Source organism: Pseudomonas sp. P42 (assembly GCF_017973755.1).
Lineage (GTDB): Bacteria > Pseudomonadota > Gammaproteobacteria > Pseudomonadales > Pseudomonadaceae > Aquipseudomonas > Aquipseudomonas iridis.
The window spans coordinates 56,403-77,624 of sequence record NZ_JACOPU010000005.1; the positions used below are offsets into that span (position 1 = coordinate 56,403).

The 21,222-nt window shown below is 59.2% G+C and carries 21 protein-coding genes; 13 read left to right on the forward strand and 8 right to left on the reverse strand.

Annotation, left to right across the window (positions count from 1 at the left end; translation table 11 throughout):
• Positions 1-21: 21 nt before the first annotated feature.
• Both H8B20_RS17050 and desA read right to left on the reverse strand, forming a co-directional pair.
• Positions 22-1,011, reverse strand: coding sequence for a GGDEF domain-containing protein (locus H8B20_RS17050; protein ID WP_210623966.1), 990 nt, complete (start codon positions 1,009-1,011; stop codon positions 22-24).
• Positions 1,012-1,237: 226 nt separating this feature from the next.
• The gene (gene desA / locus H8B20_RS17055; protein ID WP_042557073.1) at positions 1,238-2,422 is read right to left on the reverse strand and encodes a delta-9 fatty acid desaturase DesA; all 1,185 of its coding nucleotides are present in this window, start codon (positions 2,420-2,422) and stop codon (positions 1,238-1,240) included.
• Positions 2,423-2,568: 146 nt separating this feature from the next.
• Here desA and dibA point away from each other — a divergent pair, with 146 nt between their 5' ends.
• The 6 genes from dibA (at position 2,569) to H8B20_RS17085 (ending at position 8,883) form a co-directional block, all read left to right on the forward strand.
• Positions 2,569-4,488: a phosphodiesterase DibA gene (gene dibA, locus H8B20_RS17060; RefSeq protein ID WP_210623967.1), complete on the forward strand. Its 1,920-nt coding sequence runs from the start codon at positions 2,569-2,571 to the stop codon at positions 4,486-4,488.
• A 201-nt stretch (positions 4,489-4,689) separates the two neighbouring features.
• The gene (gene oscA, locus H8B20_RS17065) at positions 4,690-4,872 is read left to right on the forward strand and encodes a sulfur starvation response protein OscA (RefSeq protein WP_003220508.1); all 183 of its coding nucleotides are present in this window, start codon (positions 4,690-4,692) and stop codon (positions 4,870-4,872) included.
• A 148-nt stretch (positions 4,873-5,020) separates the two neighbouring features.
• Entirely contained in the window at positions 5,021-6,034 is a 1,014-nt protein-coding gene (locus tag H8B20_RS17070) for a sulfate ABC transporter substrate-binding protein (protein ID WP_042557075.1), read from the forward strand.
• A gap of 152 nt (positions 6,035-6,186) precedes the next feature.
• Positions 6,187-7,005, forward strand: coding sequence for a sulfate ABC transporter permease subunit CysT (gene cysT / locus H8B20_RS17075; protein ID WP_210623968.1), 819 nt, complete (start codon positions 6,187-6,189; stop codon positions 7,003-7,005).
• A gap of 12 nt (positions 7,006-7,017) precedes the next feature.
• Positions 7,018-7,890 carry a sulfate ABC transporter permease subunit CysW gene (gene cysW / locus H8B20_RS17080; RefSeq protein ID WP_210623969.1) on the forward strand — a complete coding sequence of 291 codons (873 nt, stop codon included), beginning with the start codon at positions 7,018-7,020 and terminating at the stop codon, positions 7,888-7,890.
• Between the two features lie 3 nt (positions 7,891-7,893).
• Complete coding sequence (locus tag H8B20_RS17085) at positions 7,894-8,883, forward strand: sulfate/molybdate ABC transporter ATP-binding protein (protein WP_210623970.1); 990 nt, start codon at positions 7,894-7,896, stop codon at positions 8,881-8,883.
• An 82-nt stretch (positions 8,884-8,965) separates the two neighbouring features.
• Here H8B20_RS17085 and H8B20_RS17090 read toward each other — a convergent pair whose 3' ends face one another.
• Positions 8,966-9,490, reverse strand: a complete 525-nt coding sequence (locus tag H8B20_RS17090; RefSeq protein WP_210623971.1) for an Mpo1 family 2-hydroxy fatty acid dioxygenase — start codon at positions 9,488-9,490, stop codon at positions 8,966-8,968.
• Between the two features lie 82 nt (positions 9,491-9,572).
• Between H8B20_RS17090 and H8B20_RS17095 the strand changes: the two genes are divergently transcribed.
• Positions 9,573-10,250, forward strand: coding sequence for a Crp/Fnr family transcriptional regulator (locus H8B20_RS17095; protein WP_047299268.1), 678 nt, complete (start codon positions 9,573-9,575; stop codon positions 10,248-10,250).
• A 127-nt stretch (positions 10,251-10,377) separates the two neighbouring features.
• Here H8B20_RS17095 and uraH read toward each other — a convergent pair whose 3' ends face one another.
• Positions 10,378-10,788 (reverse strand): hydroxyisourate hydrolase, encoded by a 411-nt coding sequence (uraH, locus tag H8B20_RS17100; protein ID WP_200616383.1) that lies wholly within the window; start codon positions 10,786-10,788, stop codon positions 10,378-10,380.
• Between the two features lie 14 nt (positions 10,789-10,802).
• Positions 10,803-11,285 (reverse strand): GlcG/HbpS family heme-binding protein, encoded by a 483-nt coding sequence (locus H8B20_RS17105; RefSeq protein WP_210623972.1) that lies wholly within the window; start codon positions 11,283-11,285, stop codon positions 10,803-10,805.
• A gap of 136 nt (positions 11,286-11,421) precedes the next feature.
• Between H8B20_RS17105 and H8B20_RS17110 the strand changes: the two genes are divergently transcribed.
• Together H8B20_RS17110 and H8B20_RS17115 are read left to right on the forward strand one after the other, a co-directional pair.
• Entirely contained in the window at positions 11,422-12,102 is a 681-nt protein-coding gene (locus H8B20_RS17110; protein WP_210623973.1) for a heavy metal response regulator transcription factor, read from the forward strand.
• The gene (locus H8B20_RS17115; protein ID WP_210623974.1) at positions 12,092-13,477 is read left to right on the forward strand and encodes a heavy metal sensor histidine kinase; all 1,386 of its coding nucleotides are present in this window, start codon (positions 12,092-12,094) and stop codon (positions 13,475-13,477) included. The genes H8B20_RS17110 and H8B20_RS17115 overlap by 11 nt, the downstream gene beginning before the upstream one ends.
• A 107-nt stretch (positions 13,478-13,584) precedes the next feature.
• Here H8B20_RS17115 and H8B20_RS17120 read toward each other — a convergent pair whose 3' ends face one another.
• Positions 13,585-14,589 (reverse strand): AraC family transcriptional regulator, encoded by a 1,005-nt coding sequence (locus tag H8B20_RS17120; RefSeq protein ID WP_210623975.1) that lies wholly within the window; start codon positions 14,587-14,589, stop codon positions 13,585-13,587.
• 100 nt (positions 14,590-14,689) lie between these two features.
• On the opposite strand from H8B20_RS17120, the gene H8B20_RS17125 reads away from it, so the two are divergent.
• The 4 genes from H8B20_RS17125 to H8B20_RS17140 all read left to right on the forward strand — a co-directional run bounded on the left by H8B20_RS17125 (position 14,690) and on the right by H8B20_RS17140 (position 19,213).
• Positions 14,690-15,763: a fatty acid desaturase gene (locus H8B20_RS17125; protein ID WP_210623976.1), complete on the forward strand. Its 1,074-nt coding sequence runs from the start codon at positions 14,690-14,692 to the stop codon at positions 15,761-15,763.
• A gap of 916 nt (positions 15,764-16,679) precedes the next feature.
• Positions 16,680-17,261 carry an alpha/beta hydrolase gene (locus H8B20_RS17130; protein ID WP_210623977.1) on the forward strand — a complete coding sequence of 194 codons (582 nt, stop codon included), beginning with the start codon at positions 16,680-16,682 and terminating at the stop codon, positions 17,259-17,261.
• A 54-nt stretch (positions 17,262-17,315) separates the two neighbouring features.
• Positions 17,316-18,248 (forward strand): sigma 54-interacting transcriptional regulator, encoded by a 933-nt coding sequence (locus tag H8B20_RS17135; protein ID WP_210623978.1) that lies wholly within the window; start codon positions 17,316-17,318, stop codon positions 18,246-18,248.
• A gap of 167 nt (positions 18,249-18,415) precedes the next feature.
• Entirely contained in the window at positions 18,416-19,213 is a 798-nt protein-coding gene (locus tag H8B20_RS17140) for a MetQ/NlpA family ABC transporter substrate-binding protein (RefSeq protein ID WP_115146064.1), read from the forward strand.
• Between the two features lie 588 nt (positions 19,214-19,801).
• On the opposite strand, the gene H8B20_RS17145 is transcribed toward H8B20_RS17140, so the two are convergent.
• Together H8B20_RS17145 and H8B20_RS17150 are read right to left on the reverse strand one after the other, a co-directional pair.
• The gene (locus H8B20_RS17145; protein ID WP_042557107.1) at positions 19,802-20,998 is read right to left on the reverse strand and encodes an AAA family ATPase; all 1,197 of its coding nucleotides are present in this window, start codon (positions 20,996-20,998) and stop codon (positions 19,802-19,804) included.
• Positions 20,999-21,035: 37 nt separating this feature from the next.
• A complete protein-coding gene (locus tag H8B20_RS17150; protein WP_155401098.1) occupies positions 21,036-21,179 on the reverse strand; it encodes a hypothetical protein in 144 nt (47 codons plus the stop codon).
• Positions 21,180-21,222 lie beyond the last annotated feature (43 nt).

The window sequence follows — 21,222 nt, forward strand, 5'->3', positions numbered from 1 at the left end:
TGTTGGGCTTGAGCCAAAGGTTCAGCCGGAGATAATCCGGTTCTTGCCCTGACGCTTGGCTTCATACATCGCCGCATCTGCCCGGGCGAAGAGGCTGTCGAGGCTTTCGTCGCTTTCGGTCAGGCTCGTCAGGCCCTGGCTGACGGTGATGCCGAACGTCTGGCCGTCCTGGCTGAAGCTCAAACGCTGAATCTCCTGTTGCAGCCGCTCGGCGACTTGCAAGGCCATGTCAGGGGCGCAGCCCGGGAACACTGCGGCAAATTCTTCACCGCCTATTCGCCCGAACAAGTCTCCCCGCCGCAACGAGGCGCGGCCACATTCGGCAATGGCTTGCAGCACGCTGTCGCCTTGAGGGTGGCCGTAAGTGTCGTTGATGATTTTGAAGTCATCGATATCCAACAGCAGAAACGCCAGCGGCGAGCCTTGCAGCCGCGCCTCTTCGAACTCGCGATTGGCGCATTCGAAAAAGTGCCGGCGGTTGCTGCTCTGGGTCAGCACATCGGTGGTGGCCAGGCGTTGCAATTCGGTTTCCATCTGCTTCTTATCGGTGATGTCTTCGGCGATGCCGACGATGATCACCGGTTGCCCGGGCTCGTCCTGACGATTGATGAAGCATTTGTCGCTGAGCCAGCGCACCTGGCCGTCAGCGGCGATGATCCGGTACTCGCGATCTTCCACTGCGCCTTTGTGCAGGACTTCGGCGAGGCTGCGTTCAGCGTAATCCAGATCGTCGGGATAGATGCTGTCGCGCCACTGGTTGTAATCAGCCAGCAGAAGCCCTGCCGAGCGACCGAAAATTCGCTCATAGGCCGGGCTGACGTACAGCACCTGACGGGTTTCCCAGTTGAATGCCCAGAGCACAGCGTTGACGCTGACCAGCAGCGAGCTGAACAGCTGTTCGCGTTCGCTCAGACGAGCGACTTCGCCCTGGGCGTGCATTAATGCCATGAGTGTTTGCGCGGCCTCGGGCCACTGCGGGAGGGATGAGTCTTTTTGGTTGTTATTGACCATCGGCACAATTCTCAGAGGGCGTGCCGCGTTGACAACAACGGCCACACCTAAGCCCGCCGGAATGGCGAAGTCTTTGAGATAGGGGATTTTCGGCGAAGTTCCCAACGGTAGTGGGGTTCTGCTAGGCGGTAATGACGACGCGCTTGATCAATGCAAACGCGCCGTCAGATTTGCGGTGGTGTCGCCACCGATCGGGGATAAATCCACGATCCACATGGGCAGCCGATCAGGCTGTGGCTGGGCGCAACGAGTAGGTTTTCAGCTGGTCGGCGAACTCGCGCAGGGATTGAATTCCGCTGGCCTCGGCTTCATGGATCCACTCTTTGATGGCGGCGAGCATGTCGTGGCCATTGGAGCTGGTCTTCACCCAGATCTGCTGCAGTGCCAGGCGTTTTTCGTAAATGACCTTCAGCGCGTGGCTGTGCTCGAGCATGCTCTGGATGCGCGCGTGGTGGCGATCTTCCAGCAGGCTGGTTTCCCGCGAGAGCAGGCGTTTGGCTCGATGGAACTGGTGACGCACCGAGTGATCGACTTTGTCCAGCTCCTGCTTGACCAGCGGGCCAATGACCAATTTGCGGTACTGGGCCATGATCTGGAAGCGGTTGTTGAGGATCGCCATGGCGGTGTCCATGTCCAGATTGCCCTTGCCTTCAACGCGATGGGCAATTGGGGCTACACGCTGAACCTTGGCCAGACGCAGAAAACTGAAGACTTTGATCCACGCCCAGCCGAGGTCGAATTCCCATTTCTTCACCGACAGCTTGGCCGAGTTCGGGTAGGTGTGATGGTTGTTGTGCAGTTCTTCGCCGCCGATCAGGATGCCCCAAGGCACCAGATTGGTTGCCGCGTCGCGGCATTCGAAGTTGCGATAACCGACCGCATGGCCCAGACCGTTGATGACGCCGGCGGCCCACACCGGGATCCACATCATCTGGATCGCCCAGATGGTGATGCCGATGGTGCCGAACAGCAGCAGGTCGATGACGCCCATGATTGCCACGCCCAGCAGCGGGTAACGGCTGTAGACGTTGCGCTCGATCCAGTCCTCGGGGCAGTTCTTGCCGTAGATGCGCAGGGTTTCCGGGTTCTGCGCTTCGGCGCGGTACAGCTCGGCACCGGTACGCAATACCGTGGACAAACCCTTGATGACCGGGCTGTGCGGGTCATCTTCGGTTTCGCATTTGGCGTGGTGCTTGCGGTGGATGGCGGTCCACTCGCGGGTGTTCTGCGCCGTGGTCAGCCACAGCCAGAAACGGAAAAAGTGCTTCAGACCGGCATTCAGCTCCAGGGAGCGATGGGCCGAGTAGCGGTGCAGATAGACGGTAACGCCGACAATCGTCACGTGGGTCATCAGCAGGGTGACCGCGACCAGAGACCAGGCCGACAAGCCAAGAAAACCTTCGTACCACATAGGCTATAGGGCCCTCGATAAAGATAAAAACAGCCGATGCATTATCACTAAGCACACAGATAAAACCAGTCGCGCTTTCAGATAAGAGTTAGCTGGATGTTTCTTGACCTATAATCCCACTTTTTTGTAGGGACATGGACGGCCGAATGTCTGCCACTTATCGCGATGCCTTGCGTGCAGCGCTGCTCTATCTCGTACTCGCGGCGGTCTGGCTGCAAGGTACTGGTTATTTATTAAACAATTTCTTCGATAACTCGGCCCAACTCGCACGATGGCAACTGATCAACGGTTATGTCTTTGCGGCGGTCAGTGCCGGTCTGATTTTTCTGGCGCGGGCGCGGTTGTACGAGTGTCTCGGGATAGGTGCGAGGTTGCGTGAACGTCACGCTGATCGGGAGCGCTTGCGGCAAGCGGCGGCTGTGTTCGACTGCACTCGCGAAGGCGTGTTGGTCACCAACCATCAAGGGCTGATCGTGCACGTCAATCGTGCGTTCATCGAGATTACCGGTTATCTGCGCGAAGAAGTGCTCGGCCAACAACCCAGTCTGTTCAAGTCCGGCCATCATCCGCCGGGCTTCTATCAGGCGATGTTCGCCACGCTGGAATCGCAAGGCGAGTGGAGCGGCGAGATCTGGAACCGCCGCAAAAGCGGGGAGATTTATCCCCAATGGCAAACCATCCGCGTCATTCATGATGATCAGAGCCGGATCAGTCATTACGTAGCGGTGTTTTCCGATATCAGTGCGATCAAGCATTCCGAGCATGAGCTTCAGCACCTTGCCCACCACGATCCGTTGACCGATCTGCCCAACCGTCTGTTATTCAGCGATCGTACCGAACAGGCCCTGGCGTCGGCGCAGGCCCACAAGCGCGGCTGTGCGCTGCTGTTGCTCGATCTGGATCACTTCAAGATGATCAACGACAGCCTCGGGCACAACGTTGGCGATCGTTTGCTCAAAGCGGTGGCGATCCGTTTGCAGGAGCTGTTTGGGCCCGGCGTCACCGTGGCGCGACTGGGGGGTGACGAATTCGCGGTATTGGCAGAAAGTTGTCCACAGCCCGGCCAGGCGGCGGCATTCGCTCAGCGTATTCTCGATGCCCTGAAGGAGCCGGTCGGTATCGACGGCGATGAGTTATTCATCAACGCCAGCGTCGGCATCAGCCTGTTCCCCAGCGATGCGCTGAGCGCCGACCAGTTGTTGCGCAACGCCGACGCGGCGCTGTTCAAGGCCAAGAGCAGTGGGCGCAACGGTTATGCCTTGTACACCGAAGAGCTCACCGCTCACGCCCAGCAACGGGTCGAAATTGCCTTCGAACTGCGCCGTGCGCTGGAGCAACAGGAGTTGCGGGTCTATTACCAACCGGTGCATGACCTTAAAACCGGTCGTCTGATCGGCGTTGAAGCCTTGGTGCGTTGGCAGCATCCGCTGCGGGGGCTGGTGTCGCCGGCCGAATTCATACCTATTGCCGAGCGCACCGGGTTGATCGTCGACATCGATGCCTGGGTGATGCAGCAGGCTTGCCGGCAGATGTGCCAGTGGCAGCAGGCCGGGAGGGGGCTGTCGTTTGTGGCGGTGAATGTGTCGTCGCGGTTGTTTGCCCGGCGCGAGCTGTACCAACAGGTGGCGCAAGTGCTGCGCGAGACCGGGCTGGATCCGGCCTATCTGGAACTGGAAGTGACCGAAAGCGCGGTGATGGACGATCCGGAGGTGGCGCTGGAGCAAATGCATCGCTTGCGTGAATTGGGTGTTCGCCTGGCGATCGATGATTTCGGCACCGGCTATTCGTCGTTGCTGCGGCTCAAGCACTTGCCGGTGCAAAAGCTCAAGATTGATCAAGGATTTGTCGCCGGTTTGCCGTGGGATGAGGATGACATAGCGATCGTCCGGGTGATCATCGCGCTGGCGCGGAGTATGGGCATGCAGGTGCATGCCGAAGGGATCGAGCAGGTTGAACAGGCGGCGTTTTTGCTGGAGCAGGAATGTGATCTCGGGCAGGGCTATTGGTTTGGGCGGCCGGTGCCTGCGCTGGAAATAGATTGGGCGCGGGCCCCGTTAGTTGTCTGAGGATCAAAAGATCCTCAGATCACGGCCCGATCTTTTTGCTTTTACAGCAAACAAACCCTTGTCCGCTTTCATGATTTTTTCTGGTTATATAAACATTCTTAAATAGTCTTTTTAAGAATATCAGCGCCTCTCTTATATTGCTCCCACGCCGAACGCAGTGCCGCCCACTGCCAGGCATATCCCATTCAAAGGAGCAGCACCATGAGCGCATCCCTTCGCAGCGTTGACGGTCAGGACGAAACCACGATCTTGCGTGAAATCCAGAGCGCCCTGCGCGATCTGCGGTTTGGCGCGGTGGAGATCACCGTGCACAACGCTCAAGTGGTCCAGATTGAGCGCAAAGAGAAATTCCGTTTGCAGCAGCCGGGCAACAAGCCGAGCTAAAAAGATCGTCCGATCGCGGCCCGAGCCTTCGGCAGCTCCTACAGGGGGCTGTGTGCTGGAGCTGGCGAAGGCGGCGATCTTTCAGCGGGACCCGATTCCAGCAGTACATAAGAAAAAGCCACCACCCAGAATTCCAGGAGCTTTCACCATGTCGTCGATTCGCCGTTACGCTTTGGCCGCCCTGGCCAGCGCTGTGTTTGCCGGTTCCGCGGTTGCCAAGGATTACGAACTGCTCAATGTGTCGTATGACCCGACGCGCGAGCTGTATCAGGACTACAACGCCGAATTCATCAAGTTCTGGCAGAAGGACCATGCCGGCGACACCGTGAAAATCCAGCAATCCCACGGTGGTTCGGGCAAGCAGGGCCGCGCCGTGATCGATGGCCTGCGTGCCGACGTCGTAACCCTGGCCCTGGCCGGTGACATCGACGAAATCGCCAAACTCGGCAAGACCCTGCCCGCCGACTGGCAGAAGCGTCTGCCGGAAGCGAGCACGCCGTACACCTCGACCATCGTCTTCCTGGTGCGCAAGGGCAACCCGAAAGGCATCAAGGACTGGGGCGATCTGGTCAAGAACGACGTCTCGGTGATCACCCCTAACCCGAAAACCTCCGGCGGTGCGCGCTGGAACTTCCTCGCGGCCTGGGCCTATGGCCTGAAAGCCAATGGCGGCAGCGAAGAAAAAGCTAAAGAGTACGTGCAGACCCTGTTCAAGCACGTGCCGATTCTCGACACCGGCGCTCGCGGCTCGACCATCACTTTCGTCAACAACGGTCAGGGTGACGTGTTGCTGGCCTGGGAAAACGAAGCGTTCCTGGCGCTGAAAGAAGACGGCGGCGCCGACAAGTTCGACATCGTCGTGCCTTCGTTGTCGATCCTGGCTGAACCACCGGTGGCCGTGGTCGACAAAAATGCCCAGAAGAAGGGCAATGAGCAGATCGCCGAAGCCTACCTCAAGCACCTGTACAGCCCGGCCGGTCAGGAAATCGCCGCGAAGAACTTCTATCGTCCACGTGACAAGGACGTGGCCGCCAAGTACGCCCAGCAGTTCCCGAAACTGGAACTGGTGACCATCGACAAAGACTTCGGCGGCTGGAAAACCGCGCAACCGAAATTCTTCAACGATGGTGGCGTGTTCGACCAGATTTATCAGGCGCAGTAATCTCACTCTAACCAGCCTGATGTTTGGGCACATGACATGTGGAAGCGAGCCTGCTCGAAGGCAGTGTTACAGGCGACAGGAATGTTGTCTGATACTCCCTCTTCGCGAGCAGGCTCGCTCCCACATTGATGCGTTTTTAACCAGGGACTTTTATGTCGCGTCGTATCTCCCCCGTCATACCCGGCTTCGGGCTGACGCTGGGTTACACCTTGGTGTACCTCAGTCTGATTGTGCTTATCCCGCTGGCGGCGATGTTCGTCCACGCCTCGCAGCTCACCTGGGATCAGTTCTGGACGATCATTTCCGCCCCCCGTGTGCTGGCAGCCTTGAAGTTGAGTTTCGGCACCGCGCTGTGCGCTGCGATCATCAACGGCATCATCGGCACATTGCTGGCGTGGGTGCTGGTGCGCTACACCTTCCCCGGGCGCAAGGTGATCGACGCGATGATCGATCTGCCGTTCGCCCTACCAACGGCGGTAGCCGGTATCGCTCTAACTGCGCTGTACGCGCCGGCCGGTCTGGTCGGCCAGTTCGCCGCCGAGCTCGGTTTCAAAATCGCTTATACCCCGCTGGGCATCACCCTCGCGCTGACGTTTGTGACGCTGCCGTTCGTGGTGCGTACGGTGCAACCGGTGCTGGCCGACATTCCCCGTGAAGTCGAAGAGGCCGCAGCTTGCCTCGGCGCGAAGCCATGGCAGGTGTTCCGCCACATCCTGGTGCCGGCATTGCTGCCCGCCTGGCTGACCGGTTTTGCCCTGGCCTTTGCCCGTGGTGTCGGCGAGTACGGTTCGGTGATTTTCATCGCCGGCAACATGCCGATGAAAACCGAGATCCTGCCGCTGCTGATCATGGTCAAACTCGACCAATACGATTACACCGGCGCCACGGCCATCGGCGTGTTGATGCTGGTGGTTTCCTTTGTCCTGTTGCTGCTGATCAACCTGCTGCAGCGGCGCATCGAAACCCCATAAGGAGGCGCGAACATGTCCCAATCGTCTATTGCGGCCGCTTCCTCGGCCAACGCTGCGCGGCGTGGCAGTGCCGCGTCGCGCAGAATCCTGATTGGCCTTGGCTGGCTGATCTTTTTCCTGTTTCTGTTACTGCCGTTGTTCATTGTGGTGTCGCAAGGTTTGAAGAACGGCCTCGGCGCATTCTTCACCGCGATCTTTGAGCCGGATGCACTTTCGGCACTGAAGCTCACCGTGTTCGCCGTGCTGATTTCGGTGCCGCTGAACCTGGTGTTCGGGGTCAGCGCCGCGTGGTGCGTGAGCAAGTACTCGTTCCGTGGCAAGAGCATGCTGGTGACGCTGATCGACCTGCCGTTCTCGGTATCGCCGGTGATCGCAGGTTTAGTCTACGTGTTGATGTTCGGAGCCCAGGGCTTCTTCGGGCCGTGGTTGCAGGAGCACGACATCCAGATCGTCTTCGCCCTGCCGGGCATCGTGCTGGCGACGATTTTCGTCACCGTGCCATTCGTGGCCCGTGAGCTGATCCCATTGATGCAGGAGCAAGGCACGCAAGAAGAGGAAGCCGCGCGCCTGCTCGGCGCCAATGGCTGGCAGATGTTCTGGCATGTCACCGTGCCCAACATCAAGTGGGGCCTGATCTATGGCGTGGTGCTGTGTACCGCGCGGGCCATGGGTGAGTTCGGTGCGGTGTCGGTGGTTTCCGGGCATATTCGCGGGGTGACCAACACCTTGCCGTTGCACGTCGAGATCCTCTACAACGAATACAACCACGTGGCCGCGTTCGCCGTGGCGAGCCTGTTGCTGATCCTGGCGCTCTTCATCCTGCTGCTCAAGCAGTGGAGCGAAAACCGTATCAACCGCCTGCGCGCCAGCGCCGCGGAGGAATAACTCATGTCGATCGAAGTGCGTAACGTCAGCAAGAATTTCAACGCGTTCAAGGCGCTGGACAACATCAGCCTGGACATCCACAGCGGTGAGCTGGTAGCGCTGCTGGGCCCGTCGGGCTGCGGCAAAACCACCTTGCTGCGCATTATTGCCGGTCTGGAAACCCCGGATCAGGGCAACATCGTCTTCCACGGTGAAGACGTTTCCGGCCACGACGTGCGTGATCGCAACGTCGGTTTTGTGTTCCAGCACTACGCGCTGTTCCGGCACATGACCGTGTTCGACAACGTCGCCTTCGGCCTGCGCATGAAACCGAAAAACCAGCGCCCGAACGAAAGCCAGATCGCGGCCAAGGTTCATGAGTTGTTGAACATGGTGCAACTGGATTGGCTGTCGGATCGCTACCCGGAGCAACTGTCCGGTGGTCAGCGCCAACGTATCGCCCTGGCCCGTGCCTTGGCGGTTGAGCCGAAAGTGCTGCTGCTCGACGAACCGTTCGGCGCCCTCGATGCCAAGGTGCGTAAAGAGCTGCGCCGCTGGCTGGCGCGTCTGCACGAAGACATCAACCTGACCTCGGTGTTCGTGACCCACGACCAGGAAGAAGCGATGGAAGTCGCCGACCGCATCGTGGTGATGAACAAGGGTGTGATCGAGCAGATCGGCTCGCCGGGCGACGTTTACGAAAACCCGGCCAGCGATTTCGTTTATCACTTCCTTGGTGATTCGAACCGCTTGCTGTTAAGCGACGACAATCACGTGCTATTCCGTCCGCACGAAGTGTCGTTGTCCAGGCATGAGCTGGAAGATCACCATGCCGCCGAGGTGCGTGATATCCGGCCGCTGGGCGCGACCACGCGGGTGACGCTGAAGGTAGAGGGGCAGACTGATTTGATCGAGGCCGAAGTGGTGAAAGATCACGACAGCCTGATCGGTTTGGCCAAGGGTGAGACGTTGTTCTTCAAGCCGAAGGTCTGGCAGAAAGTCGCCAACCTTTAAAAATCAAAAGCTTCGCGAGCAGGCTCGCTCCCACATTTGGAATGCATTTCCCTGTGGGAGCGAGCCTGCTCGCGAAAGCTGTCTAGACAGCCGCCCGATTCGGATTAACCCGCACCACCCCCGCCCGCGCCTCGATCTGCTCTTTCAACTCATGCCGCATCCCGAGCATGAACGCCAGCTCCACCACGACAAACAGCGGCCCGACGATCAAACCGCTGACGTCATCGACAAACGCCGGTTTGCGTCCCTCGTAGTGATGCCCGACAAACTGGATAACCCAGCCGATCACAAACATCGCCAGGCCGCTGCTCAGCCAGACCATGGTGCTCTGCTGCGCCAGGACATGCCCGGCCCAGACTGATAACCCCATCAGCACCGTCATCAGTACGCCGAGCTTCACCTCCAGGCGCAGGTAAAACCACGCCGAGACCAGCGCTACCACAACGGCCGGAGATATCCACAAGCCGCCCAGCGACCATTCCGGACGCGACAACAAAACCGCCACTGCCACCACGATCAGCGGAATACCGATAAAGTGGCTGGCGATGTTGCGCGGGTCACGGTGGTAGGCGGCGTATTGACTCAGATGATCGACGAGGCTTTTCATTGTTGTTCCTCCTGTAGGGTGATCGCAGCATGCCCGGGGTTCAGCGTTCGCTCTGTCAGGCAGGCGACAATTAGGAGTGTTCATGGATAAGCGTTCACGGCTGCTGACCGGGCAGTGGTTCAGTCATTTGCCTGCGTCCTTTCAGGATAGTCTGCTGGCGGCTGCGCGGGAGCGGCGGCTGACGGCGGGGCAGCGGCTGTTTCAGCGTGGCGATCCGCCGTGTGGTCTGTACGCGGTGCTCGATGGCGCCGTGCGCATCGGCGCGGTGAGCGAGCAGGGCAAGGAGGCGTTACTGAGTCTGGTCGAGGCGCCGCACTGGTTTGGTGAAATCAGCCTGTTCGACGGTCAGCCGCGCACCCATGACGCCTATGCCGTGGGGCCGTGCACGCTGCTGAATATCCCGCAGGCCACGTTGCTGAAACTGCTCGATGAGCACCCGGTGTACTGGCGGCATCTGGCGCTGTTGATGAGCCACAAGCTGCGCCTGACTTTCATCAATCTCGAACAGCTCAGCCTGCTGCCAGCCCCGGCGCGACTGGCTCATCGCTTGCTGATGATTGCCGAGGGCTACGGCGAAATCGACGCGCCCCGCCGGTTGCTGCAACTGCCGCAGGAGCAGTTGGCATCGATGCTTTCGTTATCCCGACAGACCACCAATCAGATCCTCAAGGACTTGCAGGGGCAGGGGATTATTGGCTTGGGGTATGGCGAGATCGAGATCCTCGATGCGGTGCGGTTGCGGGCGCTGGCCACGATTTAGCGAACACCTGAAATCCTGTGTGGGAGCGAGCCTGCTCGCGAAAGCGGTGGGTCATTCACCAGTCGTTTTGACTGACCCGGCGCCTTCGCGAGCAGGCTCGCTCCCATATTTTTGATCCGTGTTGATTTCAGGAACCGCGATAGGTCGAGAAGCCGTACGGGCTCAGCAGCAGCGGGATGTGGTAATGCTGATCGGTCTGCTTCACTTCGAAAATCACCGGAATTTCCGGAAAGAACGTGTCGTGTTTGGTCTTCTTGAAGTATTCGCCAGTCTTGAACACCACCCGGTATTCGCCCGCTTCAAATGGCTGTTTGGCCGGGAACAGTTCGGCAATGCGCCCCTGCTCATTGGTGGTGCCTTCGGCCAATGGCTGCCAGTTCTGGCCAACGTGCTTTTCCAGGGTCACGTTGATGCCCGGCGAGGGCAGGCCGTTTTCCAGGTTGAGTACGTGCACGCTGAGCGGATTGCCAGCGGCGAGTGCCAGGCTGGAAAACGCGCTGAGGCCCAGCGCAGCGAAGGTCATGCGCAAAGTCGTCATGGTGAATCTCCTTATCAGGAACGGGTGATGGACAGGCCAGTTTTGTCAGCGGCCCGGGTTGCACAGTTTTCGTCTTGCTCACCGCCGCCGGATCCAGCCACGCCCATGGCGCCAACCAGCTCATCGCCTGCGAACAATGGAATGCCGCCGCCAAGCAACAGCAATTCGTCGAGGGTGTTGAGGTTGACGGTTTCCGGATTGCTGCGGGCGCGCTCGGCGAACAGTCGGGTTGGGGTTTTTGTCGACAACGCGGTGTAGGCCTTGCGCTGGCTGGCAGCGGTGTTGTGCGGGCCGACACCGTCGCCGCGCAGGGTCACCAGCAAGTTGCCGCCCCGATCGAGTACCGACACCGTGCCGGTGCAGCTGCTCATTGCCGTGTCGGCCAGCAGGCGCGCAGTTTTCAGGTCGAGGTCGGCGTGGCGTGGCAGTTCAGGGCTGGCGAAAACGCTGGCGCTGAGGCCGATGGCCAGGCTCGCAACGAGGTATTTGACGTTCATAAACAGGCTCCGGAAGCGAAGGTCACCACCTTAGCCGCCGGACTTCGTCAGAACGCCGTCAGTCGGATTACAAGTTTGTAATGGGCAACGAGGCCGAAGGCGCCTAGCCTGTGCGTCTGAATAATCGAGGTGTGCCATGCGTTTGCTGGTCGTAGAAGATGAAGCCAAAACCGCCAATTTCCTCGCCAAGGGGCTGGGCGAGTCGGGATTTGCCGTGGATGTGGCGCTCAATGGCCTCGACGGGCGCTATTTCATCGAGCAGCAGGAATACGACCTGATCATCCTCGACGTGATGCTGCCGGGCCTCAACGGCTGGCAATTGCTGCAACTGATCCGCCAGGGCGGCGCCACGCCAGTGCTGTTCCTCACCGCCAAGGACGCCATTGAAGATCGCGTGCGCGGTCTTGAACTGGGCGCCGACGATTATCTGCTGAAGCCGTTCGCATTCGCCGAATTGCTCGCGCGCGTACGCACCCTGCTACGTCGCGGACCAATGCGCGAAGCCGAGTCGTACAGCATTGCCGATCTGGAGATTGACGTTTTACGCCGTCGTGTCAGTCGTGGCGGTCAGCGCATTGCCCTGACCAACAAGGAATTCGCGTTGTTGCAATTGCTCGCCAGCCGCCAGGGCGAAGTGCTGTCGCGCACACTGATCGCCTCACAGGTGTGGAACCTGAATTTCGACAGCGACACCAATATGGTCGAAGTCGCGGTAAGGCGATTGCGCTCGAAAGTCGATGACCCGTTCATGCCGAAACTGATCCACACCGTGCGCGGCGTCGGGTATCAACTGGAAGCGCCCGACGATGCGCTCTAGGTCGATTGCCTGGCGCCTGGCGCTGGCGTTCGCGATGGTCTGCGCTTTGGTATTGGGCGCGATTGGCGTGTTTCTCTACCGCTCCCTCGCCGCTGAAATCGCCTACCGCGATGACTTGGCGTTGCTTGGGCGACTGGAACAGGTGCGTGCTCTGCTCGCCGACAGCGACAGCCTCGACGCGTTGCAGGCGCGGCCGCGGCTGTATCAGAACATGCTCGGTAATCTCGACAGTTTGCTGCTGGTGCGCCGCGCGGATGGATCAAATGTGATCGCGATCAACCCGCGCCAGCGAACGCTTCCAGCGCTGAACTCAATCGCGCGCGATCAGCCGCCGCAACGTCGCGACGTGATGACCTGGCAGGCGCCCGACGGCGCCGAAGTGGCGCTGCTGTCCGGCGAAGCTCAGGGGCCGAACGGCGAATCGCTAACCGTGATTGCCGGTAAAGTACTAAGCGAACGCGAGCAGATGCTGGCCAGCTACCGGATGCGGCTGTACGTCGCGATCGGGCTGGGTGCGTTGCTGGCGTTTGCGTTGGGGCTGGTGCTGCTGCGCCGTGGCCTGCAACCTTTACGGCAATTGAGCGAAGCGGTGCGCGGCATTGACCTGCGCAGCCTTGATCAGCGTCTGCCTGCCGTTGGCACGCCGGCGGAACTGCTTGAGCCGGTAAACGCGCTGAACGCCATGCTTGTGCGGCTGGAGGACAGCTTCCAGCGCCTGTCGCAGTTCTCCGCCGACCTCGCTCACGAAATTCGCACCCCGCTGCATACCTTGCTCGCCAGTAATGGCCAGGCGCTGAATCACTCGCGCAGCACGGCGGAGTATCAGGAATTGCTGGCCTCGAACATGGAAGAGTTCGAACGGCTCAAACGTATGGCGGAAAACCTGATGTTCCTCGCCCGAGCCGAACAGGCGGAGCGTGCGCTCGACTTGCGCACGCTGGATCTGGCTGACATCGGCAATGAGCTGTGTGACTACTTTGAAGCCTTGGCCGACGATCGTGGGATTCACTTGAGAAACACGTTCAGTGGGCAATTGTTTGCCGACCAGCAACTGCTGCAACGCGCCCTCGGCAACCTGCTGGCCAACGCGGTGCGCCACGCTGACGTTGGCTCGGTCATCAGCTTGCGCCAGCGCGAAGAGCCGGGCATGTGCTGGTTGCAGGTGAACAACTACGGCCCGGCCATCGCGCCTGAACATCTGGGCAAACTGTTCGACCGCTTCTACCGCGTCGACCCGGCCCGTGCTGAACCGGGTGATTCCGGCGGGTTAGGTCTGGCGATCGTGCAGTCGATCATGCAACTGCATGGTGGGCAGGTGCGGGTGAGCAGTGATGCGACGGGGACTGTGTTTGAGCTTGGGTTTGTGGTGAATTAGACGGCCTCTTCGCGAGCAGGCTCGCTCCCACATTTGGAATGCGGTTCCCTGTGGGAGCGAGCCTGCTCGCGAAGGGGCCGGAACTGACGATTCAACACTCGGTTCAGTCAACGCAACTGATCCCGAAACTGCCCCGGTGTCATCCCCGTCCAGCGTTTGAACGCGCGGCTGAAACTGCTGGTGTCGGCAAACCCCAGCAGATAACTGACTTCACTCAATGAGCAGTGCGGATCACGCAGGTGCAGCAGCGCGAGGTTTTCGCGGCTTTCGTTGAACAGCGTGTCGAAGCGGCAGCCTTCATCTGCCAAGTGCCGTTGCAGGCTGCGCAAGCTCAAGTGCAGAGCCTGGGCGATGCGTTCGGCGCTGGGCTCGCCTTCCGGTAGTTGCTCCTCAATGGCGTTGCGCACCTTGCGCTCCCAGGTCAACGGTTTGAGCTGGGCCATGGTGCGCTTAAGTACAGCTTCGTTGTGTTCCGCCAGTTCGGGGTTGGCGTCGTCGAGGTGGCTGTCGAAGTCGTTGAGGGCGAACTCCAGGCGATCTTCGGCCGAGGCGAAATGCACCGGGGCACGGAAGACTCTGTGCCATTGATGGACATCGAGCGGTTCCGGGCGACGCAGGTAAACGGCCAGCGGCGCGTAGTCGCGGCCAAGGCGATTGCGGCAGGTGCGCACGTAGATCGCGGCGAAGGCATCAATGGCTTCGAAGGCGGGGGCAGGATTGCCCGACGGAATTTTCAGACGGAACAGATAGCGGTCATCGCTGCGGCTCAGATCCAGTTCCAGCGCATCGCTGACCACCGGGTGATAACGCACGATGCGCTCGAACACTTCGCGCAAACTGCCACTGGCCACCAGCGCGTATCCGAGCGCGTGGAACGTGGTCGGGCTGACGAATCGCGACACACGCAGACCAATCGCCGGATCGCCGCTGACCTGCACAGCTAGCCGCCACAGGCGCGTGGTGGCGGACAGGGGATAGCGGGCGTTGGGGTCGTCCATCAGTTGCGGATCGAGCCCGGCCTGTTGGCACAGGTCAGTACTGTCCAGCCCCAGCGCGTCGAGTTGCTTGCGCAGGGCACGGGTCCAACTGGCGAGGGAGGTCGGTTCCTTCATGCTGATTGGCGCTTCCGGTCAACAGGTTGGCGTTCTCGGCTACCGTCATTGCAAACATCACGACGCAAGATACGAACATCTTAAACCCGAGGATGTAAGCATGGACGGTACTTCTGCAAGCCCCCAGCGACACAATGCGGCGCAGCGATCAGCGCATATTCGCCAAGTGGTGCTGGCCAAAGGCATCGAACTGCGCGGGCGCTACCCGATTCTCAAGCATCAGGATGCGCTTGGCGCGGGGATTTTGGCATTTGCCCTGGCCGGAATGATCGGCTCGGCGGCGCTGTACATCACTGGCCACATGGCCTGGTGGGTGTGCCTGCTGCTCAATGCATTTTTTGCCTCGCTCACCCATGAGCTTGAGCACGACCTGATCCACAGCATGTATTTCCGCAAGCAACGCGTGCCGCACAACCTGATGATGGGCCTGGTGTGGTTGGCGCGGCCAAGCACGATCAATCCGTGGATTCGCCGGCATCTGCACCTCAATCACCACAAGGTGTCCGGCACTGAAACCGACATGGAAGAGCGCGCAATCACCAACGGCGAACCGTGGGGTTTTGCGCGTCTGCTGATGGTCGGCGACAACATGATGTCGGCTTTCATCCGTTTGCTTCGGGCGCCCACCTGGGCGCACAAGTGGAGCATTCTCAAGAGGGTGTTCAAGGTTTACGCGCCGCTGGCGCTGGTGCATTGGGGCGCGTGGTATGTGTTTTTAGGCTTCCACGCAGCCAATGGCATCGCCTACCTGATGGGCTCGCCGATTGAATGGTCGGCGACCACGTTGTCGGTGATGCAGGTAATCGATATCGCCGCCGTGGTGATCATCGGCCCGAATGTGTTGCGCACGTTCTGCCTGCACTTCATCAGTTCGAACATGCATTACTACGGCGATGTCGAGCCGGGCAATGTGCTGCAGCAATGCCAGGTGTTGAACCCTTGGTGGCTATGGCCGTTGCAGGCGTTCTGCTTCAACTTTGGCAGCAGTCACGGGATTCATCATTTTGTGGTCAAGGAGCCGTTTTATATTCGTCAGCTGACCGTGCCAGTGGCGCATAAGGTGATGCGTGAGATGGGCGTGCGGTTCAATGATTTCGGCACGTTCGGGCGGGCGAACCGGTTTGTGCGCCGGGATGACGTGGTGAGTGAAGAAGCGCGTACAGCCCGGGCCTGATCGCTGAATTCAAGGACCTCTTCGCTGGCAAGCCAGCTCCCAAATGTTTTGTGTGGTTCATGAAATTTTTGAACTACATCGCCCCCTATGGGGGCTGGCTTGCCAGCGATAGCTCAGGCAACTTCAATCCGGCCGCAATGGCGAAGCACTCAAATCCCCCCCTCGATACTCAACATACTGCCGCAGCCAGACCATGAGTCTCCCCAGACCACTTTCCAGGTGATGACGCTGCAGTGTCGCGGCTGGTGAATACGGAGTGTTTGCTGGCCTGAAAGGGCGTCAAGCGGACGGCATCGAGAATCGATTTCGTACTGTACAAGGTGTGGTATGAAATTAGTACAGTTGCTAGTTCCAGCGGTGTGGTGTGATGTGATGTACTAAAATGCAAACGCCAGAATTCCTCGCTTTCCTCATCGATGAATTCGATAGCGCAATTTTTAGTGTAGTCAGCTTCTGCGTGTTTGCCCGAGACACTTGCGGGTGCATGTGCCGGCCAAGCAGGCTGATGTCATTCAGGAAGGCTGTGTCAACGCGACCGTCGATTTCAAATTCATCAAACCGAAACCAAATTCGCGCGAAATGTTTACATGAGGAAATACATCATGAGGCTACCGCTATCTGCACAGGAATCGATCTGGCGCGGTTAGCTGGCGGCTGGTCGGGTTAACAGCATTTACGATTTTCCGGGGCCGTTTCCTTGGCAGGGTGCGGCCCTTTTTTATGTCTGGATTTAGGGCTGAAGCCCCTCACCCTCACCCTCACCCTAGGCCTCTCCTGGGGGGTGAGGGCCGTTGACCTAAAGCGTTCCGGGAAACGTATATGCAATTAAGGTCTTAATAAATAGCTTCTTATTCCTTAACGAATATAAATCCCATCCCTATACTCGTTCAGGAACAGACACGCAGGAGAGCTCCCCATGCGCAACGAATCAATTCGCTACCTGATTGTGCCGGGCTGGCAAGGATCGCCAGAAGATCATTGGCAAACCCACTGGCAGAGCAGCCTGCCAAACAGCGCGCGGGTGGAACAGGCCGACTGGCTGACCCCGCGCCGTGAAGACTGGGTCGCGGCGCTGGCCGAGGCCATCGCCGCCGACAGCACGCCGGTCATTCTCATCGCGCACAGCCTCGGCTGCGTCACCGTTGCCCATTGGGCGGCCACTGCGCCAGTGCAATACCTGCGTCAGGTGCGCGGCGCCTTGCTGGTCGCGCCTGCGGATGTCGAGCGTCCGGCCTGCGTGCCGGCCCTGCGCAATTTCGCACCGATCCCGAGCGATCTGCTGCCGTTCCCGAGCCAGGTCGTCAGCTCCGACAACGACGCCGCCGTCAGTGCGCCGCGCGCACTGGAGCTGGCGCGTAACTGGGGGGCCGAAGCCGGGATTCTTGCTGGCGCCGGACACATCAACGTGAAGTCCGGGCATCAGCGTTGGGAGCAGGGTTTTGCCTATCTCTATCGCCTGCAAAACCGCATGGAACACCACGCCCGACGTCGCGCCTGATTTTTACTTCTTCAAACGCCCCCGTCTGCCGGCGGTTCTGGGCGGGAGTCCGCCATGAGTTTCGAAACTTTCGGTCAGCCGTTGCTGACTTTTCCCGATGCGGAAAAAAGCCCCTTGAGCATTCGCGCCAAAGCGCTGGTGTTCGTCGATCCGCGCTCGCGTCAGTTGCGTGAAGAGCTTGAGCAGTTAGCGCCACGATCAATATCAGTGTTGATCCGTGGCGAGACCGGCACCGGTAAAGAACTGCTCGCCCGGCACATCCACCGCGCCAGTGATCGCAGTGGCCTGTTCGTTTCGGTCAATTGCGGCGCGATCAGCCCTACTTATGCCGATGCCGAACTGTTTGGCTACGCCGCTGGCAGTTACACAGGTTCGGCCAGCAGTCGCGCTGGCTGGTTCGGTTCGGCTAATGGCGGCACCTTGTATCTGGATGAAATCGGCGATCTGCCACTGCCGATCCAGATCAAGTTGCTCGCCGCGCTGGAAAACCACGAAGTCACCCGCGTTGGCGCGCATCAGCCGAGTCCAGTGGATGTGCGCCTGGTGGCGGCGACCAGTATCGATCTGGCGCAAGCGGTGGACGCCGGGAAATTCCACGAGCGGCTCTACCACTATCTCAGCGAAGGGCATCTGGAATTACCAGCCTTGCGCGCGCGGATCGGCGACATTCTTTCGTTGGCCGAATATTTCCTAGGCATCTACAGCCAGCGGCTGGGTCTGCCCGTGCCGTTGATCAGCGAAACGGCGCAGCATGTGCTCGAACAACACAGTTGGCCAGGCAACACCCGCGAACTGGAAAACGTCATTCACTTTGCCTTGCTGGTGAGCACCGGTGACGAGATTTTGCCGGAGCACCTGAACCTGCCCGAAGCGTCTGGGCCGCAGCTTCAGATCGAACGGCTGGTGGCACAAGTCAACATCGGCGGTAGCGTCGCTGAGCGTAAGGCATTGAAAGATTTGCTGATTCGTTTGAGTGAGGGCTTGTAACCATTTTGTTCAATATGAACAAAATGGAATATGAAGCTGAATAAACGTTATTGTCCGGGAATAAAAAATCCCGGTATTGTCCGCTTCACGCCAGCGATAGCATTCCACTGGCACACGTATTAATAGCCGTCGCCATGAGCGACCGTGATTTTCGATAAGGACACTGCATGAAAAAGGTTCTGTTGTTTACCGCATTGGCGGCTGCTCTGACTGCTTCCCTGGCCCAGGCTGGCGAGAAACTGGTCGTCGCGGCGACCCCGGTGCCGCACGCTGAAATTCTTGAGCTGATCAAACCGACCCTCGCCAAAGAAGGCGTGGATCTGGAAGTCAAAGTCTTCACCGACTACGTTCAGCCGAACGTACAGGTTGGGGAGAAGCGTCTGGATGCCAACTACTTCCAGACCAAGCCTTACCTGGACAGCTTCAACGCCGGCAAATACAAGGACGACAAGTCCAAGTACCTGGTGACCGTGCAAGGCGTGCACGTTGAACCGTTTGGTGGTTACTCGAGCAAGTACAAAACCCTGGCTGAACTGCCGGACGGCGCAACCATCGCCATCCCGAACGAAGGCAGCAACAGCGGCCGCGCCCTGATCCTGCTGCAGAAGGCTGGCCTGATCGAACTCAAAGATCCGAAAAACGCCCTGGCAACGCCGAAAGACATCGCCAAGAACCCGCACAACTTCAAGTTCAAGGAACTGGAGTCTGCGTTGCTGCCACGCGTTCTGAAGGAAGTTGATCTGGACATGATCAACACCAACTACGCGCTGGAAGCAGGTTTGAACCCAAACAAGGATGCTTTGGTGATCGAAGGTGCTGATTCGCCGTACGTGAACTTCCTGGTGGCCCGTGAGGACAACAAGAACAGCGACGCGATCCAGAAACTGGCCAAAGCCCTGACCAGCCCGGAAGTCAAAGCATTCATCGAGAAGAAGTACAACGGCGCGGTACTGCCGGCGTTCTGATCTGACGTTTTAAAACACCCCCTTCAGGTGTAAAAACGCCGATGGCCAGTGATGGGCATCGGCGTTTTTGTGTGTGCCTTTAAAAGCCCCTAACCCTCTCCCGGAGGGAGAGGGGACTGATCGGGGGATGCTTTAGAAGTACACCGACGTGAAAGAACTCTGCTGAATCCATAATCGACTCGATTTTTCATGTCGATGTAAAACGCCAGACACCTCGGTCGCCCCCTCTCCCTCCGTGAGAGGGCTTGGGGTGAGGGGCTTTTGATTCTCAGGCCACCCGGGCCTTCAAAGCCCGCCTCAACGCCATCAACAATTTCACAATCTCCTGCGGATCCAGTCGCTGCGGCACTTTTACGTCCATGTTTTCTTCCTTGTTATGGGGGTTGGCCGGGGGAGTCTGGCCAAAAGCTGTTCGTCCTTGGAGGGCTTTCGTGAAAAAAAGATCCTTCCTACAGCGAAAAGGAAAATAGCTTTCTTATTCCTTCCCGGCAAATTCAAGGACAGGTTTTTGCTTGATACCAATAGGCTTTAACCGTTTTCGTGGCAGTCCAGAAACTGCCGCAGGCCACGATCTTTTTGGTTTCGGGATCAGTCAGGCCAATGCCACGCCGGCTCATCCAGCACGCGCTGCCCGACAATCCCGGTCTGCCCCAGCGTCTTCTCCAGCACAATGCAATTGCACTCCGGGTCTTCCTGCAACGCCGAAATCAATCGCCGCGCATGGGATACCACCCACACCTGACACTCTTGCGACGCCTTGATAATCAACCGCGCCAGCGCCGGCAGCAGGTCCGGGTGCAGACTGGTTTCTGGTTCGTTCAGCACCATCAACGACGGTGGTCGTGGCGTGAGCAATGCCGCGACCAGCAGCAGATAACGCAACGTCCCGTCCGACAGCTCCGCCGCCGACAATGGTCGCAATAACCCTTCCTGAAAAAACTCGATGGCAAAGCGTCCGCCGGCCTGGGATTCGATGTGCAACCGCGCGCCGGGAAATGCATCGGTGATGGCGGCCCGCATCGCGTCGGCATCGCCTATTTCGATGATCGTCTGCAACGCCGCTGCCAGATCGCGACCATCGTGATGCAATACCGGCGTGCGCGTACCCAGTTGCGGCTGGCGCACTGCGGCGTCGGCATCGCTGCGAAAGTGATCGTAGAAGCGCCAGCGGCGGATGAACTCGCGCATCTGGAACACTTCCGGCGAGCTGCGCAGGCTGCCGACCTGGTCGAACAGGCTGTCGAAGTTCGGTGTGTGTTGTGCCAGAACGTCCCATTTTCTCTCTGAGCGGGCACGGATCATTGGCCCGTCTCGGTCTACCAGCAGGCTGGCGGGCCGGTAATGAGGGCCAGCCCAGATGCATTCGCGCTTGATTTGCGGATCAAGGCTGAACCGCGAGGGAATCGGCCGCGGATTCTCCGGCAACATGAAGTGGCCGTTGGAATCGGGCAGCCCGAGGCTGATCGAATAACTGAAATCCTCCCCGGCAAACCCCAGGCGCAGGCGTTTGACGCCTTGGCGCACCGTCGGCTCGATCGCCACCTCACCGTTGCGCATCCGGCGACTGATGGTTTCCGGCCCGGCCCAGAACGTTGAATCCAGCCCGCCTTCACGGGCCAGCGCATTGACCACGCCGCCCTGCGCAGTTTCCGCCAACAGGCGCAGCGCCCGGTACAGGTTGGACTTGCCGCTGCCGTTGGGGCCGGTGATCAGGTTCAGCCGACCCAGCGGGATCACCAATTTATTGATCGAGCGGTAATTGGCCACCGCGAGGGTCTTGAGCATGGAAATCCTTCTCTTGATCGTTCCTGCGCGGGGGCAGTTAAACGATCGCATTGTAGGCGTTGCCGCCGGCGGCGAGCTTTTGATCTTGATCTAAAAAGCAAAAGATCGCCGCCGGCTGCAGCGCCTGCAGGGGTAAATGCAGCATCATGCGAGCAATGGCGGAACCCTGTTCTAAGCTCACAGTCGTATCGTCACTTGCACGTTCGTACACAGGAAGGAGTCTG